General features: G+C 57.2%; 18 protein-coding genes and 1 tRNA gene. 11 read left to right on the top strand and 8 right to left on the bottom strand.

The genetic code is table 11. The features are described from left to right. The first annotated feature begins 46 nt into the window (after positions 1-46). Entirely contained in the window at positions 47-1,312 is a 1,266-nt protein-coding gene (gene ftsZ, locus HY010_18620; protein MBI3477752.1) for a cell division protein FtsZ, read from the top strand. 158 nt (positions 1,313-1,470) lie between these two features. Here the strand turns inward: ftsZ and HY010_18615 are convergent, their stop codons facing one another. Continuing rightward, positions 1,471-4,689, bottom strand: a complete 3,219-nt coding sequence (locus HY010_18615; protein ID MBI3477751.1) for a protein kinase — start codon at positions 4,687-4,689, stop codon at positions 1,471-1,473. A 79-nt stretch (positions 4,690-4,768) separates the two neighbouring features. Beyond that, on the bottom strand, positions 4,769-5,080 hold the full coding sequence (locus tag HY010_18610; protein MBI3477750.1) for a hypothetical protein: 312 nt from the start codon (positions 5,078-5,080) through the stop codon (positions 4,769-4,771). Positions 5,081-5,275: 195 nt separating this feature from the next. Here HY010_18610 and HY010_18605 point away from each other — a divergent pair, with 195 nt between their 5' ends. After that, positions 5,276-5,653 carry a LysM peptidoglycan-binding domain-containing protein gene (locus tag HY010_18605; GenBank protein ID MBI3477749.1) on the top strand — a complete coding sequence of 126 codons (378 nt, stop codon included), beginning with the start codon at positions 5,276-5,278 and terminating at the stop codon, positions 5,651-5,653. Between the two features lie 86 nt (positions 5,654-5,739). Here the strand turns inward: HY010_18605 and HY010_18600 are convergent, their stop codons facing one another. Beyond that, positions 5,740-7,506 carry a DUF885 domain-containing protein gene (locus tag HY010_18600; GenBank protein ID MBI3477748.1) on the bottom strand — a complete coding sequence of 589 codons (1,767 nt, stop codon included), beginning with the start codon at positions 7,504-7,506 and terminating at the stop codon, positions 5,740-5,742. 402 nt (positions 7,507-7,908) lie between these two features. On the opposite strand from HY010_18600, the gene HY010_18595 reads away from it, so the two are divergent. Both HY010_18595 and HY010_18590 read left to right on the top strand, forming a co-directional pair. Then, entirely contained in the window at positions 7,909-9,144 is a 1,236-nt protein-coding gene (locus HY010_18595) for a penicillin-binding protein (GenBank protein ID MBI3477747.1), read from the top strand. A gap of 109 nt (positions 9,145-9,253) precedes the next feature. After that, on the top strand, positions 9,254-9,547 hold the full coding sequence (locus tag HY010_18590) for an N-acetyltransferase (protein MBI3477746.1): 294 nt from the start codon (positions 9,254-9,256) through the stop codon (positions 9,545-9,547). Positions 9,548-9,601: 54 nt separating this feature from the next. Here HY010_18590 and HY010_18585 read toward each other — a convergent pair whose 3' ends face one another. After that, positions 9,602-10,282 (bottom strand): ABC transporter ATP-binding protein, encoded by a 681-nt coding sequence (locus HY010_18585; protein MBI3477745.1) that lies wholly within the window; start codon positions 10,280-10,282, stop codon positions 9,602-9,604. A gap of 217 nt (positions 10,283-10,499) precedes the next feature. Then, on the bottom strand, positions 10,500-11,885 hold the full coding sequence (locus HY010_18580) for an efflux RND transporter periplasmic adaptor subunit (GenBank protein MBI3477744.1): 1,386 nt from the start codon (positions 11,883-11,885) through the stop codon (positions 10,500-10,502). 407 nt (positions 11,886-12,292) lie between these two features. Between HY010_18580 and HY010_18575 the strand changes: the two genes are divergently transcribed. From HY010_18575 to HY010_18550, 6 genes are all read left to right on the top strand, one after another. Further along, positions 12,293-14,014, top strand: a complete 1,722-nt coding sequence (locus tag HY010_18575) for a GWxTD domain-containing protein (GenBank protein MBI3477743.1) — start codon at positions 12,293-12,295, stop codon at positions 14,012-14,014. 39 nt (positions 14,015-14,053) lie between these two features. Beyond that, positions 14,054-15,733, top strand: coding sequence for a carboxypeptidase regulatory-like domain-containing protein (locus HY010_18570; GenBank protein MBI3477742.1), 1,680 nt, complete (start codon positions 14,054-14,056; stop codon positions 15,731-15,733). Between the two features lie 257 nt (positions 15,734-15,990). Next, a complete protein-coding gene (locus tag HY010_18565; GenBank protein ID MBI3477741.1) occupies positions 15,991-19,392 on the top strand; it encodes a TonB-dependent receptor in 3,402 nt (1,133 codons plus the stop codon). Positions 19,393-19,652: 260 nt separating this feature from the next. Further along, positions 19,653-21,170 (top strand): tetratricopeptide repeat protein, encoded by a 1,518-nt coding sequence (locus HY010_18560; protein ID MBI3477740.1) that lies wholly within the window; start codon positions 19,653-19,655, stop codon positions 21,168-21,170. Positions 21,171-21,217: 47 nt separating this feature from the next. Further along, entirely contained in the window at positions 21,218-21,541 is a 324-nt protein-coding gene (locus tag HY010_18555) for a PilZ domain-containing protein (GenBank protein MBI3477739.1), read from the top strand. Positions 21,542-21,700: 159 nt separating this feature from the next. Continuing rightward, entirely contained in the window at positions 21,701-22,048 is a 348-nt protein-coding gene (locus HY010_18550) for a hypothetical protein (GenBank protein MBI3477738.1), read from the top strand. A gap of 110 nt (positions 22,049-22,158) precedes the next feature. Here HY010_18550 and HY010_18545 read toward each other — a convergent pair whose 3' ends face one another. Beyond that, positions 22,159-22,896 carry a hypothetical protein gene (locus HY010_18545; GenBank protein ID MBI3477737.1) on the bottom strand — a complete coding sequence of 246 codons (738 nt, stop codon included), beginning with the start codon at positions 22,894-22,896 and terminating at the stop codon, positions 22,159-22,161. A 267-nt stretch (positions 22,897-23,163) separates the two neighbouring features. On the opposite strand from HY010_18545, the gene HY010_18540 reads away from it, so the two are divergent. Next, positions 23,164-23,239 (top strand) — tRNA-Lys (locus HY010_18540). A gap of 1 nt (position 23,240) precedes the next feature. Here the strand turns inward: HY010_18540 and HY010_18535 are convergent. Continuing rightward, positions 23,241-23,807, bottom strand: a complete 567-nt coding sequence (locus tag HY010_18535) for a tyrosine-type recombinase/integrase (GenBank protein MBI3477736.1) — start codon at positions 23,805-23,807, stop codon at positions 23,241-23,243. Next, positions 23,744-24,409 carry a hypothetical protein gene (locus HY010_18530; protein ID MBI3477735.1) on the bottom strand — a complete coding sequence of 222 codons (666 nt, stop codon included), beginning with the start codon at positions 24,407-24,409 and terminating at the stop codon, positions 23,744-23,746. Before HY010_18530 ends, HY010_18535 begins: the two co-directional genes overlap by 64 nt. Positions 24,410-24,413: the final 4 nt, after the last annotated feature.

The raw sequence follows: 24,413 nt of genomic DNA, 5'->3' as shown, positions 1-24,413 counted from the left end.
TTTTGATCTGGACTGAGAACCGAGAACCGAATTCAAGAGGTGAATCATGCAAGACGACAACGGACTCCGCATCAGCTTCAACGAAGAATTCCGCAACGACGCCCGCATCAAAGTGATCGGCGTCGGCGGCGGCGGCAACAATGCCGTCAACCGCATGATCGATTCCGGCATGGAGAACATCGAATTCATCGCCGCCAACACCGATCTGCAGGCGCTGCGGATGTCCCGCGCCGGAATCAAGATCCAACTCGGCGTGAAACTGACTAACGGCCTCGGCGCCGGAGCCAATCCTGAAATCGGACGCAAAGCCGCGCTCGAAGATTCCGACAAGATCATCGAAGCCCTCGAAGGTGCCGACATGATCTTCGTGACCGCCGGACTCGGCGGCGGCACGGGCACCGGCGCAGCCCCGATCATCGCGTCACTAGCCAGCGAGATGGGCGCGCTGACCGTCGCGGTCGTCACTAAGCCATTTGCCTTTGAAGGCAAACGCCGCATGCAGCAAGCCGAACGCGGCGTCTCCGAACTGATGGAGTCGATCGACACCACCATCGTCATCCCGAACGAAAAGTTGCTCGGCGTCGCCGAGAATGCTGGTTTCTTTGAATCGTTCAGAGTGGCCGACGACATCCTGCGTCAAGGCGTGCAGGGCATCGCGGACATCATCACGATCCCCGGCATCATCAATCGCGATTTCGCCGACGTAAAGGCCATCATGGCGGGCATGGGATACGCCGTCATGGGCACCGCGACCGCTGCTGGCGAGCGCCGCACCATGGAAGCCGCACAACGAGCCATTGCATCTCCGTTGCTCGAAGCCGGAGCCATCGACGGAGCACGCGGGATCCTTATCAACATCACAGGATCGAGTTCCCTGAAGCTGGCCGAGGTGCAGCAGGCCTGCACCATCATTCAAGGCGCAGCGCACGAAGACGCCAACATTATCTTTGGAGCTGTGCTCGACGAAAAGATGAAAGACGCCGTCAAGATCACCGTGATCGCAACCGGCTTCAAGGAATCGGGAATGCGGCGTCCGCGAATGCACGAGAATAGCGACCCAGTGATCGTTTCCCGTCACTACGAGCGCTCGTACACGCCCGAGCCGACCATGGATCCGGAGCCAGTGATGGAGCGGGAGCCTGCGTTCGAGCCGGACATGCCTGCGCCGTTCGAAGTGGCCGAACCCGTAGCGATGAGCCAGCAACATGCGGACGTGATTTCGCTCGACAGCATGCGTGTCCCGCCGCCGAGCTACACGCCGGACGACCTTGATGTGCCGGCATTCCTTCGCAAACGCAATGATGTAATGTAGCTCGTGTGTGCCGGCTTCACTGTTTCCTGAGAGGCTCTGATTTTGGGTGGCGCAGCGGTTTACCGCTGCGATACGGACCTATCTTTTGAATGGGGCTTCAGCCCCTGATTTACGCGCTGCGAACTTTTCCGCAGACGATTGAGTTCCGGCCTCCGATTCTAGTGACCTGCCAGCTTGCCGGCCTCGCGTTCAACTCTGCCATACCCCTTGGCCCGCGCGTCTTTCTGCAATGCTGCAGCCAGTCCACGCGCCTGCCCAGCTTTCCCCGATTTCACCAGCACCTGCACCAATGCCAGGCGAGCCTCCATCTGATACCCGACATATCCGTAACGCGTCGCTGCACTCGCTACCTCTTGCGCAGAATTCGTCGCATCAGCGAACTTTCCTTCGGCAGATTGCACCGCTGCCATAGCCAAGCCCGCGTCAAACTGTGGAGGCCGAATGGGCCGCTTCTTCGCCAGTTGCAGAGCCTCTGTCGCCAGCGTAGCCGCCTCGGAGGTCTTTCCCTCCGCCAGCAGACTCCTTGCCAGAAGCGCCTTTCCTGAAACCAGATTGTCCTGCATATCGGCTTTCTGAAATGCCTCCACCGCGTCTCGCAGATAGCTCTCTGCGTCTTTTGCTCGTCCTTCATTCAGGGCAATCGACGCCAGCTGAAACTTCGATTCCGCAATGTTCGTGTTCTCGCCGAGTTCTTTCCGCACAGCGAGCGCTTGCTCGGACACCTTGCGACCTTCTGCCAGCTCTCCGATCTCGTTGAGAAGGTCGGCCAGGTTTCTCAGTCCATATGCCTGCCCGCGCCGGTACCCGGTCTGCTTCTGGATGTTCAACCCTTCTTCGATCCTCTGCCGCGCCAGGCCGAGTTCTCCCATTTCCAACAGCACGTTTCCCAGATTGCCGAGCGTGCTGGCTGCGCCGCGCTGGTCGCCCACCTCGCGGAACATCGACAGGCCCTCTTCGTTCTTCTTCCGCGCGTTTGCGAGGTCGCTCATGTTTTCGAGGACATTGGCCATATTGCCTAGCGCCCCAGCCATTCCGCTCTTCGATCCGATGTCACGATCAATCGCCAGCGTCTGTTCGTAGTAGTTCATTGCCTCGGGGAAATTCCCGAGATCGTTGGCGACGTTCCCAAGATTGTTCAGGGATCGCGAAGCATTTTTCTGGTCGCCCAGCTCGCGAAAAGTAACTAGTGCGGATTCATAGTTCCGCTTCGCCTCCGCATATTTCCCCTGGTCGTAGAAAACGTCTCCCGTGAGATGCGTGGCAGTAGCCGCTCCACGTTTGTCGCCCGCCGCTGAAAACAGGTCGTGCGCTTCCGCAAACGAAGCTGCCGACTTTCCTAAATCGCCCAGTCTCTCCCACGCCCATCCCTCGGCAAGGCGGGACTGAGCAACCACCAGCCGCGCCCCTTGAGCCTGTCCGATCTTTCCTGCCGTCTGGGCAGCCGTGAGCGATTCTTTGAAGCTGCCCAGGCTGTCATACGCTCTGGCTTCTGCGACATCGATGCGGGGATCGCCGTTTGCAGCGTCCGTCCCCGTGCGCATCTGCCCTACGGTTGCCAGTGCATCTTTTCCCTGCCCGGCGGCAATCTGTGCCGCTGCCAACCGCAGCGCATATTCCACGTTGTCGGGGAAGAAGCCCCACAGCGTGCGATAGATTTCCACGGCCTTCGGCCACTCGCGGGTTGCCTCGCGCAGGTGTCCTTCGATCGTCAGGCGCTCGTCCCTGGAAAGATTGGCCGAAAGATCAAAGGCTTGTTGCGCTTCCTGCCGAGCCAGTGGGTCGTAGCCGAGACTCGCCAGCGCTTCCGACAGCGCCGCATGACTGAGCGCAAATTTGGGATCGAGCGCCACCGACTTTTCGAGCAGGCTCCGAGCCTCACGCGCCTCGAACAAGCGCAGTTTTGACAAGCCTTCTGCATATAACCGGGCCGCTTCGTTGGTCGCGGGCAGGGAAGCGCGTGTTCCGGAAGGCCCTCCCGCAGCGGACTGAACCCCCAGCGTGGTTCGCAGGCGGCTTCCCGTACGGGCCACCAGGTCGAGCAGTTCCGGTTCCGTGCCGGTTTCGGATACCGAGGCGAGGGTTTCGCCCGTCGCCGAATCCTGTAGATGGAAATCGATGCGAATGCGATTGCCCGCCTCGTTGCCCATCGCCATGTACGAGCCCAGCACGACCAGGTCTGTGCCCGAGTGTTTTCGGATTCTGCCGAGCGTGTCAGGAGCGTAGCTTTCCGCATCGGGCAGCAACAAATCCAGTTTCATGCGCGCGATGTTCTCACCCGGCAGTGCGCGCAGTTGCCCTCCGCTCGCCAACTCCGTGCTGAGCATTTCCGAAAGCGCGGTTGACAGCCATGCCTGCTCCGGCTTTCCCGACAGGTTGCGGAATCCTACGACCGCCACCGACTTGCGGCCATGAGTGAGAGACAATCCTCCGCGGATTCCCATCATCCGTCCCCGGATGTCCGCCGGATTCCAGATCAGCAATGCTGCGACCAACAGAACCGCACATGCCGCGATCCAAGGCCACATCACACGCTTCTGAATCGCGATGCGCGTCGACCCGCTACTTAGTCGTTCCAGATCGATCCGCATCTCTCGCGCGGACTGGTAGCGCCGGTCCGGATCACGATCCAATGCTTTAAGGATGATTGCTTCCAGGACCGGCGAGAGTTTGCGATTGCGCGACGTGGGCGGCGAAGGGGGTTGGTCGAGAATCTGCGCGATCAGTTGCGGTCCCGAAGTCCCCGCATACGGATGCTTGCCGGTCGCCATTTCATACAAAACGGCCCCGACGGCGTAGATATCGCTGCGCACATCCGCACTCTTGCCGCGCAACTGCTCGGGAGACATGTACGCGACCGTGCCACTTACTTTTGCGTTGGTCGCGGTTGGATCGGAATCGCCTTCCTCCCGGGTCCACTGGGCCAATCCGAAATCGAGGATCTTGAGGCGCCCTTCTTTGTTGATTCGGAGGTTGCTTGGTTTCAGATCGCGATGCAGTATGCCCTGCTGATGCGCTGCTTCAAGCCCGTCGGCCAGTTGCGAGCCATAGCGAAGAACTTCGTGATCGTCCATCGCCCCGGCAGCCAGCCGCGCATCCAGGGTCACGCCGGACACCAGTTCCATTACCAGAAAATCGACGTCATCCTCGTTGCCAAACTCGTAGATGCCACCGATGTGGGGGTGATTCAGCTTGGCCAGCGACAGAGCCTCGCGCCGGAAGCGCCGTCGCGCATTCTCGTCCGTCAGCGTCCCGGTGGGCAGAACTTTCAACGCCACGTCGCGATCCAGCGTTTCGTCGTGTGCCCGGTACACGACACCCATCCCCCCGCTGCCGATCTTCTCCAGCACGCGATAGTGGGATAAATTCCGGGGGATCATGGGGGCTCAGGGATTGTGGGAATGGTAGTGGTGAAAGGTGAAGAGCGTCAATGCGCCCCGCAAGAAAGCAGCACTCTCCCTAGTGACCGGCCTCCGGCTGATTGCGCTCTTCCATCTGCTTCAGCCGCCGATCCATCTGCTCGAGGATCACCTGCCAGGCATCGGTCTCCAGTTCGAACTGGTGCTTGAGCGGAGTCTGTGAAGTTTGGACGAACGCCAGATTCGTCCGCATCTGATTGAGAATCACTTTTAGGCGGTCGATATCGCCGCGTAATTCCTGTGCCTCGACCGAGGACGGATGGCCGGCAACCACTTTCTCGGGTGCATTTTGGGCGTGGAGCATAGATACGAACAGGAGGCCGAGAGCGATGGAGAGCCACGTGTTTTTCATAAATCTCCTCTTTTGCAAGTCACTGAAATCTAGGATGCGAAGTTTTCTCTATGAGCTGGATTCCGGTTTGTGTACAAGCAAGTTGGAATCTCCCGGACCAGTATGCTACCGTCAATTTTGTACTTCGTATTCGCCACGTTTTAGTTCGCCTCGTCTCGAACCATCGTCGTAAAAATCCGTTGAGGAGGAACTCGTATGGCAGACCTGAATCAGCTACGTCAAAAATATCAGCCGGTGTTGGATACCATTCAAAAGGAAAACGGACGCGTGGAAGCCCTCGACCTGCAGGGCGAAAAGCTGCATCTTCGCGTTGTGGCAGACTCCGAGGCCAGCAAGAATCGGATGTGGGATGCGATCAAGGCGGTTGATCCGAGTTTCGCGGATCTGAACCACGAAATCGTGGTGCAGCCAGGCGAAAAGACCTACACCGTTCAGCCCGGAGACAATCTCTCCAAGATCAGCAAGCACTTCTACGGAGACCCGAATAAATACATGCAGATCGTAAAAGCGAATGGCCTCGCCGATGCCGACAAAATCAAAGCGGGTATGGAACTGAAGATTCCTGCCGCATAAAAAAGTTCTCAGTTCCTGGTTCTCAGTTCTCAGTGCGGCTGGTTCTTACTGAGAACCGGGAACTGGGAACTGAGAACTGAGCCCTGCTACTTTTGTCCTGCAGTCCATCCATCAATCTTTGTTTCCAGGATGTCGAGCGGCAAGGGACCTTGATCGAGGACAGCATCATGAAACGCGCGCAGGTCAAATTTCGCTCCCAGATCCCGTTGTGCGCGTTCGCGCAGCTCTAGAATTTTTCTCTGCCCCATCTTGTAGGACAACGCTTGTCCTGGCCACGCAATATAGCGATCGACTTCGGTTTCGATATTCTGGTCGTCCATGGCGGTGTGTTCGTGGAAGAAGTCGACCATCTGCTGGCGCGTCCAGTGTCTTGAATGGACCCCGGTATCGACTACCCAACGCACAGCGCGCCACATTTCGTTTTGCAGCCGTCCGTAGTCGCTGTATGGCTCGCGATAGAAGCCAACTTCTTTGCCCAAACGTTCCGAGTAGAACGCCCATCCCTCGCTGAAGGCATTGACGTCGAGGTCATATTTGCGGAAGGGCGGCAGGCCCTCCAACTCTCGGGCAATCGAAAGCTGCAAGTGATGTCCCGGGACGCCCTCGTGATACGCAATCGCTTCCACATTGAGGAGCAAACGTTTCTCGGGCGCATATTCATTCACGTTGATGCGTCCCGGCCGCGAGCCGTCGCCGGCACCGGTCGAATAGTCGGCAGGAACGCTGTCGGCACTCCGGTACGATTCCATCGGCACAACCGCGAGTTTGTTTTTCGGAAGGCGTCCAAACAGTTGCGGAAGTTTCTCGTACATCTGATCCCGATATTGCGCGTAGAGGTCGAGCAGTTGCTTCCCTGATTTGGCGCGAACATTCGGATCTTGTTTGAGGTGAGCGTTGAAGGACTTCAAGTCCGAAAAGCCCTGAGTGCGGGCAATTTTCAGCATCTCGCCCTCAATCTCCGTCACGCTCTTCAATCCGAGGTCATGAATCTGTTCTGCCGTCATGGCGGTCGTCGTCTGATGGCGGACCGCGAAACGGTAGCGCGCTTCTCCGTCCGGCAAGGCCCAGACGCCCGGATCGAGCCGCCCGTGGGGTGCATATTCTTCGCGCACAAATTTTGCAAACTTCGCATATGCGGGCGCGACTTCGTTCTTGACGGAATTCTCCAGATCGGTCCGGAGCCGTTGCCGTTCTTGCGCTGTAATCGAGTCGGGAAATTTTCGCAACGGTTCTGTAAACGGGTTCTTCTCCAGCGGACTGTCCGCAATCTGCTGCGCCTGCACGGATACTTTTTCCAGCAGATATTTAGGCGGCATCAAACGATCGCGCAGGCCTTCGCGCATGTGAGCAGTCGCTTGTTCGAGCACGCGTGGAATCTGGTGAAGGCGGGACAAATAATCCCCGTAGTCCTTCACGTTGCGAAAGGGTGAATCAAAGGGCAGGGAAGCGTATCCCAGATGAACGCCGCCAAACTGCGTGGCCGGCATCTCCCACGATTTGAAGCGCGCTTCTTCGATGCTCTCGCGCAGGCTGCGCACCATCAATGCCTGATTGAGCTTTTCCTGTTCGGGAAAGCCAGTGGTGTCGATGGCTTCGAAACGCTTGATCGACTGACGCGAATGTTCCTGATCCTCGGCAATTGCCTTGTCGGAAAAATCGCTCAGCCGATCGTTGTAGCGGTTGTCGCCGACATGAGTGGCGAGTTCGGGTTGCGTACGCAGTGTGTATTCCCATTCGTCAGCGAGAAGGCGATTGAGTTCTACGCGGCGCGTCTCGACATTCTGATCCGCCGCTTGGGTGAGAGAAGAAAGGACAAGAAGCACTCCGATCAACGATAAGGACAGGGTTCGCATGAAGAACTTCTCCTGAATGGTGCCGACCGAAAATATCAGAAAATCGCGGATCGATGGTGCGATCTCAAATGAGGTGACAGTTTGTGTTGGGCGGGTGCCACGGAGGGGGGATTTCGGTTTGTGACAGGCTGTGCAAAAGCTTTCCTATCGAGGGGGTGTCTTGTAAGGTAACAGCGCAGAGCCATTACCAAAGTGTTTGACCTTGCGCAAAAAACGTTTAAACCTAAGATATAAAACAACTTATTCTAATATTGCTCTCACGAACGACGCGTCAGTTAGTCGTTGCGCTCTTCCCATAAGTCCCCTATTATCGGACAGTTGCAAACGCCCTCAGGGTAATCCTGTAGCTTTGGCCCGGTGCGTGCATCTTATAAATTATTGAAGGTAGTCACCTTAGGGGTCATGCCAGTGAAGTTGTGGGGTTGGACGAGCCGGCTTGCCATAGTTTTAGGATTGGTCGTGCTGCTGGAACTCAGCAGCGTAGCCGCCAGCGTGAATACGCGCGCACTGACGACGCGTAAGTCGCCTTCCGTGAGTGAAAGTCAACGCGCGAAGCGTCGCATGCGAACGCTTGCCAAAGGCCACGCTCCACGCCCCCGCACCCGCGCTGCCCGCAATCGCCGCCGCCGCAACTTTGAACGCTTCTACACCAGTTCATTCGCGAACGGTACTGCGGATGGAGACATCACGGCCGGTGAAGATCCCGTTGTGCGCCAGGCAGCCATTGAAGCGCTCGGTAATTTGAATGGGACCGTCGTGGCGATTGAACCGACCAGTGGACGCATCCTGGCCATGGTCAATCAGAAACTGGCACTTTCCAGTGGAGCGCAGCCCTGCTCCACGATCAAGCTCACGACTGCCTTGGCAGCGTTGAGTGAAGGTGTCATCGATAAAGAAACTGAAATCCGTCTTGGCCGACGCAGCCGTATGAATCTCACTTCGGCGTTGGCGCATTCCAATAATCCTTACTTTGAAGCAGTCGGACGCAAGCTTGGTTTTGACAAGATCAGCTATTACGCTCACCAGTTCGGTCTCGGTGAACTGGCTGGCTATCAGATTGACGGCGAGCAACTCGGTACTTATCCGGAAGAGGAAATCTCGTCCAAACTGGGCGGAGTTGGCAAGATGTGCTCGTTCGGCGAAGGCATTTCGATGACTCCGCTGCAATTGGGCGCACTCGTTTCGTCGATTGCCAATGGCGGCACCCTCTACTATTTACAGCATCCAAATACGCCCGAAGGCGTTGCCGATTTTCAGCCGCGCGTGAAGCGTCATCTCGATATCGCCAACGTCATTCCGGAAATTAGTGACGGTATGGCTGGAGCGGTCCAGTACGGCACGGCCCGCAGTCTACGTCTGAATTTCAGCGAAGAATCGATTCTCGGCAAGACCGGCACGTGCTCGCACGCCGGCACGCGCTTCGGATGGTTTGCTTCCTACGCCAATACCGACATTGGCCGCATCGTGACGGTGGTCTTCCTGCGTGGCGGCCGTCCTACCTACGGTCCCAAAGCAGCCGAGATTACGGGACGCATCTACCGCAACCTCTACGACCACAATTTCTTCGTGGCCAGGTCCGCCGCGCAATCGCGGATCACTCCGGAACTCGAAAAAGTCAGCGGAACCCCGCAACCGTAGTTGGAGCCAGTCGCGCTCTCATCCCCACATCCGGGCGAGAGAGTTGGTCTCCGCATTGTCCCCTTTTGTTGCGTCCCTTTCCCGAAGCCTGAATCTATAATTCCAGTCCATGAAGTTGTTCGGCAAAAAAAACACCGCTCCCGAGTTGGTCACTACTGGGCGCTTTGAACTGGAGCAAAACGGGCAGGTGGCCTATCTGGAATATGCGCTTGCCGGGCCTGTGCTGGAGCTTCGCCACACCGAGGTGCCCGAAGCACTGCGTGGTCAGGGCCTGTCATCGTCGCTCGCGCGGACTGCGTTCGAGTGGGCCCGGGAGAATCACAAGAAGGTTGATGTGATCTGCCCGACGGTTGCGGGATACGTTAAGACTCATCCGGAATATTCGGATTTGATTCTCAAGTAGGCAAACAAAAACGCCTGGCTCTCGCCAGGCGTCTTCTGAACTGCGAACCGTGTGCTAGCGTTTCACTTCGTCTTTCGCGACCACGCCGTCCTTGATGTAGACCACGCGATGCGCGTACTCAGCGATGTCATGTTCGTGCGTTACCAGCACGATCGTGTTGCCTTCCGAGTGCAGACGATCGAGGACGGCCATGATTTCCGTGCCCGTCTGCGAGTCGAGGTTGCCGGTAGGCTCGTCAGCCAGGATGATCGACGGCTTGTTGACCAGGGCACGCGCAATCGCGACGCGCTGGCGTTGTCCGCCGGAGAGTTCGTTGGGCTTGTGGCTCATGCGGGATTCCATGCCAACGGCAGTCAATGCCGCCTTGGCACGCTGGGCACGCTCTTCAGAGGGGATGCCGGCATAGATCAACGGCAACTCGACGTTGTGCAGAGCAGTGGCACGGGCCAGCAGGTTAAAAGTCTGGAAAACGAATCCGATTTCTTTGTTGCGGATGCGTGCCAGTTCGTCGTCGTCCAGTTCGCTGACCTGTTGTCCATTCAGCCAGTACTGGCCCTTGGAGGGCGAGTCGAGACAGCCGATCAGGTTCATCAGCGTCGATTTGCCGGAGCCGGATGGACCCATGATCGCCACGTATTCGTTGCTCTGGATGCGCAGGTTGATTCCGCGCAGAGCATGGACCTGCTGTTCCGAGCCCATGTCATAGGTCTTCCACAGATCGATGGTCGAGATCATGGCAGAGTTGGGCGCCGACCGGGTTTCCAGTCGATCGATCGGGAGGACTTCTGCTGTGGCCATTTTTTTCTCCAGTTCCGGCTCGGACACGCTTAGCTCCGTTCTTGCCGTTCTTGCGTTGGACGTTCCAAACCGGCAGAGGTTAGAACGACCCGGGACGTAAGCCCCGCCTGACATTCACTTCGGGCTCGCCACGGCCGAGGCCGCGCTCTCCCGCTTACGAACTGCTTTCTACTTCCTTCTTCGGAGCCGAGTTATCGACCTTGACCGTCGTCCCCGGCTTCAACGTGCGTAGCACCTTGTAACTGCCCGTGATGACTTCGTCGCTTTCTTGCAGCCCCTTGGTGACCTCGATATCGGTTGTTCCGCTGATCCCGGTATCCACCGGTACGAACTCCGCTTTCTTATTCCGGATGACGAAGACGCCCTGCACTTCGTCTTTTGCCTTGGATGCGTCGGTGGGCACACTTGCGGCCTTCACCGAACCTTTCTCGCCAGCTTTGTTTTCCAGGTCGGCGCGGTTGCGAACGGTCAGCGCCTGGATCGGCACGCTGAGCACGCTCGGCCGAGTCGCCGTCGTGATTTTTGCAGTCGAGGAGAGTCCGGGACGCAGGTCGGCCGGTGGATCGTTCAGGGTAACGACCACTTTGAAATCTTTTGCTTCCTGGCTGGTCGAACTCTGTTGCGACGTCGCCACGCCGGTTGAACGGACGATGGCATTGTTGCCGATCTCGGTGACTGTGCCATGGAAAGTCTTGCGGGGAATGGCGTCGATGGTGACTTCAGCAGGTTGGCCGAGGTGCACGTTGACGATATCAGTCTCGTCCACCTTGACCTCCGAAGTAATCACCGACATGTCCGCAAGCGTCATCAGCGTGCTGCCTGGCGAATTCTGAATTCCGATGACTACGGTCTCGCCTTCCCGTACCGGGAGATTGGTAATAATCCCGTCGTAGGGAGCCTCGTAAGTCGTCTTTCGTAGTACGTCGGAAACGCGCGTGAGGTTCGCACTATTTTGCGTGATCCGCTTTTCGGCCGAATCCTTTTGCGCCTTTGCCTGGGCAATCCGAGCCACCGCCTGAGCCATACCCGCGTCCGCCTGCTCCCAGGTGGCTTTACGGGCGTCGTAGTCCTGCTTGGCGATGAGCTTGTCCTGATAGAGGCCGGTGGCACGATCATAGTCGAGTTTGGCGCGCTCCGCGTCGGACTTGGCGCGGTTGAGATCGGCCATCGCAGTCTTCAGCGCAGCGTCGGACGCAACCGAATCGGTTTCAGCAGCCTGCACGGACGCACGCATCGCGTTCACGTCAGCAGACGACTGCACGTTTTCCAGTTGTGCCAGCAATTGGCCTTTCTTTACGTGGTCGCCTTCCCTGACATGGAGCTTGACGATCTTGCCAAAGGCATTGGCGCCAATGTTGACGTAGGTCTTCGGTTTGATCTCGCCCGAGGCGCTTACTACCGAAGCCAGGTTCTGCTTCTGCGCCTTGCCCGTTTGTACGGTGACGAGATTCTTGCGGCTCTGGTACACCGTCACACTGACGATGATCACAAGAACCAGCGCAACGCCGATTCCGATCAGTACTTTTTTCCAAGTCTTCATGAACCGTCCTGCGGTCAGGTTTTCAATGCCGGCGACGACTCTGCCTATCGTCTCGGATTGCCCCTGCTCGATATCCCGGTTAAGGGAATGTCGAAGGCCGCAATCGTTGCGCTGTAAACAGTTACGTTCCTACGAGGGAGAAAGTTCCCGGTGCAGGCCTTGGCTGTTGCTGCTCAATTGTCGCGCCAGAGGGAAACCTAACAACCGAACATTATAGCCTGACCATAACTGAACAGTCCGGGTCTTCATCCCGGACGTGCGAAAGCCCGCAAGTCACGGATTCTTAAGGCATCTAGGGTCAGGATTTCATTAAGGAATTCTTTTCTGTCAGGCCACTTTTGCTTGCCTTCATGTATCCAATGAACATAGAATCACTCAATAGCTGTTCTCGCGAGGTAGGCCCGTCTATGCTTTCCGCACGTTTTCGCAGGTGCTCTCTGGCTGTTTTGATGGTGGGTGCTGTACTGGGGTTGGGGAGCATTGCTTTTGCGCAGGAGAAGGACAAAGGTGAAGCGGATGCCCAGGCGTCACCCGACGGCCAGACCGATCCGCTCAAGCGCCCTCTGACTCAAAAAGAGAAAAAGAAAAATTCCAAGTCGCTGCGCGCAGAGTTGAGCCACCGCGACAAGATCTGGTTGGACCAGGACGTAGCCTGGATCATCACCGACGAAGAACGATCGGCTTTCAAACAGCTTTCGAACGATGAAGAGCGCGAGAACTTCATCGAGTCGTTCTGGCAGCGCCGCGATCCAACGCCGGACACTGCCGAAAACGAATTCAAAGAAGAGCACTACCGGCGTATCGCTTACGCCAACGAACATTTTCCCGCTGGTATCCCCGGCTGGAAGACCGATCGCGGCCGCATGTACATCGTGTTCGGACCGGCAGATGAGATTGAATCTCATCCTTCGGGTGGTACGTATGAGCGTCCCATGGAAGAAGGCGGCGGCTCTACCTCCACCTTCCCGTTTGAACAATGGCGCTATCGCTACCTGGAAGGCATTGGACAGGAAGTGATCATCGAGTTTGTGGATACCTGCATGTGCGGCGACTACCACATGACGATCGATCGCTCGGAAAAAGATGCCCTGCTCTATACGCCGAACGGTGGTCTTACCCTCTACGAACAGATGGGAATGTCCAGCAAGGCCAGTCGTTTTACGGGCGGGGGTATGGAGCGGCTTGGGACGTCGCCGTTCAATAAAGATATTCAGACCAAGCAGTTTGATCGGCTGGAACAGTTCGCCGCGTTGAGCAAGGCTCCTGCCATCAAGTTCAAGGATCTCGAGAACGAGTTAGTGACGCACAAAGTTGTGCTGAACCCGATGCCCTTTGATGTGCGCGCTGACTTCGTCAAAGTAACCAGTGACACAGTTCTTGTCCCAGTCACTGTGCAGATCAAGAATCGCGATGTCACGTTCCAGAACAAGGAAGGCATCGAACGCGGTACCGTGAATATTTTCGGTCGCGTGACGACGCTGACGGGCCGTATCGCCCAGACGTTCGAAGACACAGTGCAGGTCGATGTCCCCGCTGAATTGCTGCCTCGCACTGCGGAAAATTCTTCCGTGTACTGGAAGGCCTTGCCGCTCAAGCCTGGACGTTATCGCCTGGATATCGTGGTAAAGGACGTGAACGGCGATCGTACGGGAACATGGAGCCGAGCTCTTCCGGTTCCTGACTTCAGCGATGACCGCCTGAGCAACTCATCGCTGATCGTGGCCGATCAGATGGAGCCTGTCGCCGCCAAGAATGTGGGTACCGGCAACTTTGTCATTGGCGCTACGAAAGTGCGTCCCCGCGTGGCTCCCTCGGATGGCAAGCCGATTTCGTTCAAGCGTAACCAGAAGCTGAATTTCTGGATGCAGGTTTACAATCTTGGGGTTGACGAGAAGACGCACAAGCCCTCGGCGACGATCGAATACAACGTGACGGACTCTGCCAACAAGGCAGTCATCCACACCGTTGAATCGACCGAAACCATGGGCAATGTCGGCGAGCAAGTCACGCTGCAGAAGACCCTGGCAGCGGCGAACTTGCAGCCCGGTATTTATAAGATCGAGATCAAGGTGAACGACAACATTTCCAAGCAGACTGTCGACCCAACGGCAACTTTTGTCGTGGAGTAGACTGGCCGCCTGGTTTTTCCAAGTGTGGTAGGGAGAGATATGTTCCGTAAGCTCGGGTTTCTCATGGTGGTCATGGGCCTGGCGCTTCCAGCGTGGTCAGCAGCCACGCCCGGCACGATCTCGGGATACGTTCGCAATGCCGGTGGAGTACCGCAGATGGGCGCTGCTGTCGAACTGCTTGGAACGGCCATGCTTGGCTCACGGGTCTTCACGGACGACCGGGGCTTCTACTCCATTTCAGGTCTTCTGCCCGGCACCTACAACCTCAAAGTAAGCGCGCCTTCATTCCTTCCCGCGTTGCGCGAAAAGGTCGGCCTGCGCGCCGGCGGGAAGTTGATGGTCAACGTCACGCTCACCACGCTTTTCGAAGCCATCCAGTTGGGACCGCTGCGCGGGCCTGCGGATGACGACGATTGGAAGTGGACACTGCGTTCCGTATCCAATCGCTCGATTCTGCGCATTCTCCCCGATGGGACGACTGTAATTGCCGGGGATAGTGGCGATCGCGATCTCAAAGGTTCTTTGGTATTTATGGCCGGTTCGGAGTCGAATGGCTTCGGCGGCGGTGCCGATATGAGCACCGGGTTTTCCCTCGAGCGCTCGCTGACCTCGGCCGGAACTTTGAGTTTCAACGGTAATGTCGGCTATGGGAGCGGCATGCCAGCGGCTGTGCTCCGGACGACCTATTCGAATCGTTTCAACGGCGGCTTCGAGCCCACCGTGTCGCTGACGGTGCGGCGGCTGACTTCACCCGATGTCGATAACCTGCGCGGAGCATCGCTGCAAGCGCTGTCGCTCAAGACCTCCGACCGGATGACGCTGGGCGACGTTCTGGAGTTGAAGTTTGGCAGCGAACTGCAGACCATCCAGTTCATGGGGCGGGTGAATTCGTTCAAGCCGTTCGGATCTGTCGATCTGCACCTGACTCCGAACACGGTGGTGGAGTACCAGTACGCGACCTCCATCCCGAATACGCGGATGGAAAAGGGGTTCGATTCGTCACCTTCGGACTTCACCGAAACCGGGCCGCGCATGAGCATTTCGAGTTTCGCGCCCGCGATTGAAAGGGCTCATCATCAGGAAGTATCCGTCTCGGAACGCGTGGGGAAGACCAATCTGCAAGGTGCTTTCTATTCCGACCGCGTCGTGAATCCGGTGCTGACCGGTGTCGGCGAGTTGAGCGCGGAGTCAGGCGACGTACTGCCGGATGTGTATTCAGGCACATTCAACTACCAGGGCAGCGAACTTGAAACCAGCGGTATGCGTCTGGTCTTGCAGCGCAAACTGCTTGCCGACCTGACTGCGACACTGGACTACGCCTACGGTGGAGCCCTCGACCTGAGCCGTCCCGATGTTGAATTGCAGGACGCCCGCGAATGGATCCACACGCAGCGCCGTCACGCCATTGCCGCGAAATTCAGCGGCACCATTCCACGCACGAAGACGCGCTGGATTACCTCGTATCGCTGGACGAGCGGCCAGACGCTGACGCCGGTCGATTTGTTCAACGCGTCGGCCGGACAGGCTGATCCCTACTTGAATGTTTTCGTGCGGCAGCCACTTCCCGTCGGCTTTCTTGCCGGACACATGGAAATGCTGCTCGACCTGCGCAATCTTCTGGCGCAAGGGTATGTGCCGGTGATTGGCCATGACGGGCGGACCGTCTATCTTGTGCAATCAGCGCGCTCAGTGCGCGGCGGCGTGGCATTTAGTTTTTAGCGTCTCGATTCGTAATTCCAGGCGACGGCATGGGTATTATTCTGCTTCTGCCTCCTCATTTTTCCCTTTCAGGTTTTGACAGCCAATCCTTATTCGAGGCGCCAGTCCTGTGCTTGGTGGGAGCCGTTATTCCTCGGATCAATAAAATGATTAACATGACAATGATTTTAGGTGCATGTACGGTCTATAATTCCGCATTCTCAATTCAAGATTGTGACTGGTAGGTAAGTACCTTGCGGTGAAGGAGAAGCAGGCATATGAAACTGCGTCTGGTAGCGATCTTCGTACTCGTCATTCTGGCGGCGACGACCCTCATGGCCCAAACGTTTCGTGGAACGATTCTGGGCACAGTCACCGATGCTTCGGGAGCGGTTGTCTCCGGAGCCACCGTCAAAGTTCGCAACGTAGGCACAGGCCAGGAGCGCACTACGACGACCAGCGCCGACGGCAGCTATGCCATCCCTGAATTGCCGATCGGAACCTACTCCGTGAGTGTGACGCAGAGTGGCTTTCAAACCGCGGTGGCGAACAACGTGGAAGTCGGCGTCGGAGGCGAGCGCAGAGTGGACGCTCTGTTGAAGACCGGAGACGTTTCCGTGAAGGTCGAAGTCGCCGGCGACTTGTTGCCCCAAGTGGAAACCACGTCCGCGGAACTAGGCGGAACCTTGACCAGCGACACCATCAAAGACATTCCCGTCAACGGACGCGACTACACGAAATTGATTTACCTGAACCCCGGTATCGCAGGATCGCCCGACCAGATTTCCGATTCTCCGGGCTCCTTTGGAACGTTCTCGATGAACGGCTCGCGCGGCCGCGCCAACAACTTTCTGCTCGACGGTACCGACATGAACGACGGATATCGCAACGATCCCGCGATCAACGAACCAGGCGTGTTCGGTGATCCGGCTACCATCCTGCCCATTGATGCGATTGCGGAGTTGCGCGTTCTTTCCAATGGAGAGGCTGAGTACGGACGAAACTCCGGCGCAGTCGTGAACATCGTCACCAAGAGCGGAACGAATCAGTGGCACGGGTCCGTAATGGAGTACAACCGGACGAGTTCTGTCGGCGGGGCGCGGAACTACTTTAATAACGTGGATGCTCAGGATCCTTTTCACAACAATCAATTCGGCGGCTCATTCGGCGGCCCGATTGTGAAGGACAAGACGTTCTTCTACGCTAACTACGAGGGACAAAGGGAATCGGGGGCACAGTCGGGTACCAGTTGCGTTCCCGACCCGCGACAGATCGCGGCGGACATTAGTGATCTTGCAATCAACGGCGGGGAGCCCTTTCCAAACCCGATCATTACGGCTCTCCTGGCGAGGAACCCGTGGCCCACGCCGAACCGGCCTGATCCGCTTTGGGACGGCAGTTCCACATACGAAACCGGATGTCGAACCGATCCTGGGACCGGCGCCACAATCAATAACCTCGCCTCGTCGACGCCGTTCAAGAACCGCGTGGACAGCCTGATCGCGAAGGTTGACCACAATTTCAATCCGAACAATCTCCTGACTGGCCGCTACTACTTTGGAGATAGCGACCAGAGCTTTCCATTTGCTCAGCTGGCTGGGGGCCTGTTGCCCGGTTTCAACACAGTCACCCCGACCCGTGTGCAACTGGTCTCTCTTTCGTGGGTGAAAGTGATGAACGCCAATCAAGTGAACGAAGCACGTCTGGGATGGAACCGGTTTGCGGAGGGATTTTTCCCCGAGGACCAGTCTTTCGACCCAACGTCAATCGGTTTGAACACTGGAGTTGGCAAATATGAAGGTGGTTTGCCTGCGATCAACGTCGGCGATTTTTCACAGATCGGTGCAACCAACGGAGTGCCCCGTAATCGAGTCGATTCGAACTGGCATTTCATCGACAACTATTCCTGGAAGGCTGGCCGGCATGATGTGAAATTCGGCTACGAATTGCGCCGAACGACAATCATGCAGGTGCTGGAAAATACTTTTCGAGGCAAATTGAGCTTCGGCGACTTGACGAGTTTCCTGCAGGGGCAACCTTCAGATGGAGGACAACGCACCGGGAACACCAGAAGGCATACCTCCGAGAACAGCCATGCCTTTTATGTTCAGGACAGTTTCCGTTGGACGCCTCGACTGACTTTGAATGTGGGCTTGCGCTGGGACTACTTTGGTGTAGTCAACGAGAAGAGCAATCTGTTCTATCGCTTCGATCCCGCAACCCAGACCGAAGTTCAAACCGGACAGCTCTATAACAAGGATTACAACAATTTCGCGCCCCGCATTGCGCTTGCCTACGACGTGACGGGCAAAGGCAAGACGGTCATCCGCGGCGGTGCCGGCATGTATTACGACGCCTTCGCACAGGACATTTTCCTCGGGCACTTCCCGTGGAATTGCTTCTTCTGTCCCGGCCCGGCCTATCCGGGAGTGGGACCGGCCGCAATCTCCGGGCTGGGGCTGAGGCTCGACCCAAACCCGCCTAACAATCCATTACCTCTGGATTCCAACTTTCCTGTCTATGACACGGCTGGCGCATCCCCCAACGGAGAGTTCTTCGGCGCCGATCCGAAGATGCGCACTCCGTACGTCATGAATTTCAACCTCAATTTGCAGCAGTCTGTGGGGAATCGTGCGGTCGTGCAGGTTGGGTATGTTGGAACCAAGGGAACGAAACTATTCCGTTTCCGCGACATCAACCAGCCGACTGAGGCGCAGATCACGGCCGCCGATTTGGCCTGCGAGCCCGATCCGGACAACGGCAGCTTTTGCCCCTCCGGTTACGGCGTGCCAAGAGCGTTTCAAGACGCCTTGCCTTTCTACATCAACCAGGAAGAGACTGCCGCGGGCTCGATTTATCACGCATTGCAGGCCAGTTTGCGTCTCAATAGCTGGCATGGGTTGAACTCGCAAGTGAATTTTGTATGGTCACATGCGATCGATGATGCCAGCGACAGCGAGGACTTCACCCCTAACCAGGCCCAGCCCCAAAACAGTGCAGGTCCTTCGCGGCTCGACAGAGGCAATTCCAGTTTCGACATTCGCCGCCGCCTAACGTGGAATTTCGCGTACGACCTTCCGAAGTTCGGCGGAAGCATGTCCAGGCTCAAGAATGGTTGGGGAATTGATGGCGTTCTCAGTTTGCAGGATGGACAGCCCTTCCACTTGAACTACTTGTTCGAAGGTGACTACTCGGGAGCGGGGCAGGGGTTTGACCGTCCGGACGTGATCGGACCAATTCACTACGGTAGCCTGCCGAACAATTTCCTCGACTTGCGTTCATTTGCCGCGCCTTGCACGTGGGGAAACACACCGAATGATGGCAGCGCGGATGAAACCAACTGCGTCCCAGGTACTCGCCATTTCGGAAACGAGGGTCGCAACTCACTCCGTGGGCCCACATTCAAAGAATTCAACTTCTCCATCTCGAAGAACACATCGATCACGGAGAAGGTCAATCTGAACCTTCGCGCTGAGTTCTTCAATATGCTGAACCATCCCAATTTCTCAAACCCCTTGCTGCCAGTCTTCGCGGCGGATATCGGAAATCCTGGTGCGGACGGAACCCACGCTGGTAGCGTGTACTCGCTAACTGCCACCGGCGACGTCGGGATCGGAAACCCGTTCTTAGGTGGCGGAGGGCCGCGCGGCGTACAGTTTGCTGCGAAGATCACGTTCTAGAGTGCAGGTCTTAGCTTACGGGTCTCAGGTCTCAGGCTTTGACAGCCTGCAGGCTTGAGACCCTTTTTCATGGCCTGCAAATCCAGCGGTTTGGTCCCGGAAACCGACGGCGTCCCCACCCCCAGAACTGGCTACGTATCCCGCCCCACCCCCTCCCCGGACGCTGTCCGGTCATGGACTGTGGTGTCCTTGGGAGGCACTCCCTCAAGTGCTAGTCTCAAATTGATCTCCCCCAAAAATCTGATCCTGTGAGAGTGGTTATGCTGCGGAAATTCTTTGCCGTTTTGGTGGTCGTGATCGGGCTTTTAGCGGTTCAACAGGCTGTTGCCCATGAGAAGCATCAGGCCGCTGCCACGAACGCCAAGGCTGCGAAGGGTAAGGCCCTCCCGGTAAGGTCCATGCCGCTGACCACGTCCTCGGTCAAGGCGCGGGATCTCTACCAGCGGGCGGTGCAGAGCTACGAACTTTTGTATCTGGAGCGGGCCTCGATCGGATGGCGGGCAGCCACCAAGGAAGATCCTCAGTTTGCCGCGGCGTTTGCCATGCTCGCATTGAACAGCCGCGATCCGGAAGAGGTTCGCACGTCACGCGAACGGGCGAAAGAGTTGGCAGCCAAGGCGTCACCCGGAGAGAAGTTGCTGATCAAGTGGGTCGCCACCGTCCAGGAAGGGAACTTCCTGGAGGGCATCGCAGCCATGAACGACATGGTCGCGATGTTTCCTCGCGACAAGCATGGATACTACATCGCCGCGAACTGGCTGATGGGCGTGCAGGGGAACGATCAGGCTCACAATCTGTTGCACAAGAGTCTCGAGATTGATCCCGACTTTGCTCCCGCTCTGAACAACCTGGCCTATTTGCACGGGCGCAATCACGAATTTAAGGAAGCACTCGAAGAGAGCGATCGCTACGCAGCGCTCTTGCCAAAGGAGCCCAATCCTCAGGATTCCTACGGGGAGATCCTGCGCATGGCCGGGAAGTTCGACGCGGCCCTTGAACATTACCGCGCGGCGCTGGCCATTGACGCCAGTTTCAATACTTCGCAGCTCGGATTGGGAGATACCTATGCGCTGATGGGTGATCAGGAACGAGCGCGGGTCGAATACGACAAGGCCGTTTCCAACGAGCCCGATCCCGCCAACCGTTTCGACTATCGGATGCAGAAGGCGATCACATGGGTGCGTGAGAAGAATTTTGTGGAAGCGGATCGCGAATTGTGGCGAATTTCCGTAGAGGCGCACAACCTGTCCCATGAGTTGCAGGAAGCGCAGGCGCTGCGGCGCATGGCGCAGTACGCGACTGACGATCAGCAGGCGCTGGAACGGCTGGCCTCGGCAGAAGATGCTCTGACCCACCGGCACAATCTGGCCGCTTCCGAGAGGGACGAAGAGTTGGCGCAAATCCTTCGGGTGCGGGTCGAGCGGTACCTGCAGTCCGGAAAAACCGAAGCTGCACAACCGGCCATTAACCAGTTGGGGCAGTTGGCGTCGGCAAATCGCGATCTCGTCGTCCAGGAAAGCTGGCATGGTGCAGTTGGAGAGGTGCTCGCCGCCAAGGGGAACTTCAAAGAGGCAGTCCCGGAACTTGAAGAGGACAGGGACAATCCCGAGAGTGTCGCACTGCTCGCGAGGGCCTACAAGGAAACGGGCGACATCGAGAAATGGCATGCTACCGAAGATTGGCTTCGGGCGACGAACATGCCGAGTCTGGAACAGGTGTTGGCGGCGGCCGGACGTGAGAAGGCGGCCCCTGCTCCGGAACCAGTCGCCGCAAAGTAGTTAGTACCGTTTGCGCGTCGGACGCGATACACTTCCGGGGCAAACTTATGACGACAGAACGGTCTGAACGGCGGTCTGGCCAGCGTGTCCCGGTGCAGTCGCCAGTCACAGTGCGCCAACCGGATGGATCCGAGTCCCAAGGCCTCACACGGGACCTCAGCAACAACGGGATTTTCCTCTATTCCGAAGCGGGCATGGCGGAGGGTTCGAAGCTCGAGCTGGTCGTCATGCTTCCCCCAGGCCTGGGACTAGGTTTGGGCGGATGGGCGCTTTGCCAGGCCTCGGTCGTCCGCGTGGAGCAGGCCGGTGGCAAAGGGGTGGGCATCGCAGCTACCCTTGACCGGATTGAACTGCTGCCCCAACTCGGATAGCGGGCCGTCCGCACCCAACCGGGGTCCTGGTTTCCGTTTCCCCCTTGCCATACCCAACCTACTAAAATATTGCTTTCCAATGCCTCGCCATTGGTGCAATAATGGCGCGCCTTAGAACAGGCTTCGCAAAATTGACCGTTTTTCCGGGTAGGCAAGGTCATGTTGATTGATAAACTCACCGACGGCGTACTCCAGGTGGACACTCCGATCGGCCCTCGATTTGTCCGATTGAAATTCAAGCAGCGTGCATATCTGCTGTGGATGTTCCGGAATTTTCCTTCTCTTCCTCACCAGGTGTTGAGTCCGCGGGAACAGCGACTCGTCGAACGACTGTGCGATGAAAATGGATTCGCATCGCGCGCCGGAATGGGAACATCCGAAGCACCAGTGATTGGCCGGATCGAAAAACAGTTTCCAGTTCCAGCCGAAGTTATCCCCATGCGCAAACCGGTGGCTGGTTCCAAGGCTGGAGTGCGAGAGCGCGAAAGCGAAGCAGCGTCCGCCTAAAGGGCAAAGAAAATCCCGAGCCTTCGAAATGAAAGCTCGGGATCAGATCCGCATCAACTCTTCAAAAATCTGAATCGTGCGTATGGAAATTCCTGACTCCTACGCAACCGCTAGCGTCGATCTCTTTCTCCACCCTCCCAGCGTCCACTCCAGCGCTCGTTGCCCCACTCGCCATTTCCCCAGCTGCGGAATTGGGATCCATCCACGACGCTGCCTTCGCGGTACTCGAACATGCGTTCGCGACCATTTGGGCCGCGCGCATAAATGCGCAGCGTCTTGACGCGGCCGCGGTCAGGGTCGACACCGAACGTGCTGTTGCCCATGCGGAAGGACCGATCCTGGCGCGCGAGTTCTTTCAGCCGGCTGGTGACGTCGACGTGCCTTCGGTTGGTTCCGTATTGAGCGCTCAGAATGACGAACTGTCCCGAGTCTCCATCGCGGTCATAGCGGCCGCCGTTGCCTTCCCATCGCCCACTCCAGCGCCCATTGCCCCAGTCTCCACGACCCCAGCTGCGAAACTGCGAGCCGTCGACCACACTTCCTTCGCGATACTCAAACATGCGTTCCTGTCCATTCGGGCCGCGCGCATAAATGCGCAGCGCTTTGACTTGTCCCGGGTCAGGATCGGTCCCAAAGGAACTATTGCCCATGCGGAAATTTCTGTCTTGGCGGGCGAGTTCCTTCAGGCGGTTGGTGACGTCGACGTGACGGCGCGCAGTTCCATATTGCGCGCTCAAGATGGTGTACTGACCAGAATCGCCAGAACCATATTGTGCGAGCAGTGGCGTGGACAGCAGGGACACCGCGAGTGCGAGTAGAAGTGTGACGTTGAGTCGAGTTCGTAGCATAGAGAAAACTCCTGTTCCCACGGACTTGTGCAGGGAAGAATAGATGCGAGTTTGATGGAAAAGGTCGCCAAGCCGGAAAAGTTGCAATCCCGTTTCGCCCAGATTCTAGTTCTCTATCCGTGTGCAGAACTGTTCAGAATTGCTCAGAAGGCTCTGAGAGATGCTCAAGGACCGACTCGAGAGGTACGCAAAAGAGTGTGTGTCCATCTCCGTCCACGCAGATCGAATGCTATAATCACAGTTTGTCCCTGCCTTGCTGTTCGCAGTGGGCGCGTAGCTCAATTGGCAGAGCAACTGACTCTTAATCAGTAGGTTGAAGGTTCGATTCCTTCCGCGCTCACCACTTAACCCTCTCGGTTGGCGGTGCTTAGCAACAATCCCACAGAGCCTGCAGCAATTTCATTTTCGTCGTTGTGCCCAGAATTGTGCCCACTCAAACGAGAAAGCGCGTTTAGGACTGCGTCCTCGGACGGGTGAACGTATCGCTGCGAGATGCTGATACTGGAGTGTCCGGCAATTCTCGCAAGAGTCCATGCATCACAGCCACTCTCTCCAAGTCGCGTCAGGAACGTATGCCGAATTGAGTAAACCTCAAATGCGCGGAGCTTCGCGAGCTTCAGGGCCTTTTTGTGTTGAAGCTTCACGCTGTCATGATTGATGTGGCCATCCTTTGTTTCCGCGGGCCAGACCCAGCCCTCGCCCGGTTCGCCCGTGAGTTTCCAGCGGCTCTGGAGCACTGTGCGGACGCGCGGACTAAGCGGAAGGACGCGCCGCGCAGCTTTGGTCTTGCCTTGCGTAATTAGAAGCACGCCATTGCGGCCGCCGTCCCAGTTGATGTTCTCCCATCTCAGACAGTGGCATTCTTCCGGCCGCCGTCCCAGTTGATGTTCTCCCATCTCAGACAGTGGCATTCTTCCGGCCGCATTCCAGTATCGAAGAGGACAAGGGAGACATCATGCAAGAGAGGCAGTGCCACCGCGAGGTACAGCGCCTCTTCTTTGGCATTGATTACCCTTTCACGACGGTGCTCACCACTCAGAAACTTGACCTTGGGAGACGCTTCAAGTACCCCCCATTCCACCGCAAGGCGTAGGACACGGCGCAATGCCCGCAAGCAGCTATTGACCGAACTAATCCTCAGGCCGTCGCGTTGCCGCTCAGACGCATATTCCGCCACCAATTCAGGGCCGATTTCGTTCAGCTTGAGATTAGCCAGGGTTTTGGATTTCTTGAGTGAGTCACTTCCAAATCCGTACCAAAGCCAAGTCTTTGGGGACGCCATCTCGAACGTTGATTTCGCCCAAGGGTCAACGCGCTCACGGCAGAAGTTCTTGAGCGTGGGAATCACTTTCTTATCGCGGATCCCGACTTCGCCCTTTGCAAGAGACGCCCGGTGCGCCCCTTCCATCTGTCGAGCTATGTTGTGGTTGCATTGGCGAGTCGACTCACGAATCATCTCGCCATTCCACATGAACTTGTACCAGTAGGTCTTGCCTCGTTTGTAGATCGACATTGTT

Source organism: Acidobacteriota bacterium (assembly GCA_016196065.1).
In the GTDB taxonomy this organism is placed as follows: Bacteria; Acidobacteriota; Terriglobia; order Terriglobales; family Acidobacteriaceae; genus Acidiflorens.
This window is presented reverse-complemented; position numbering and strand designations above follow the sequence as displayed.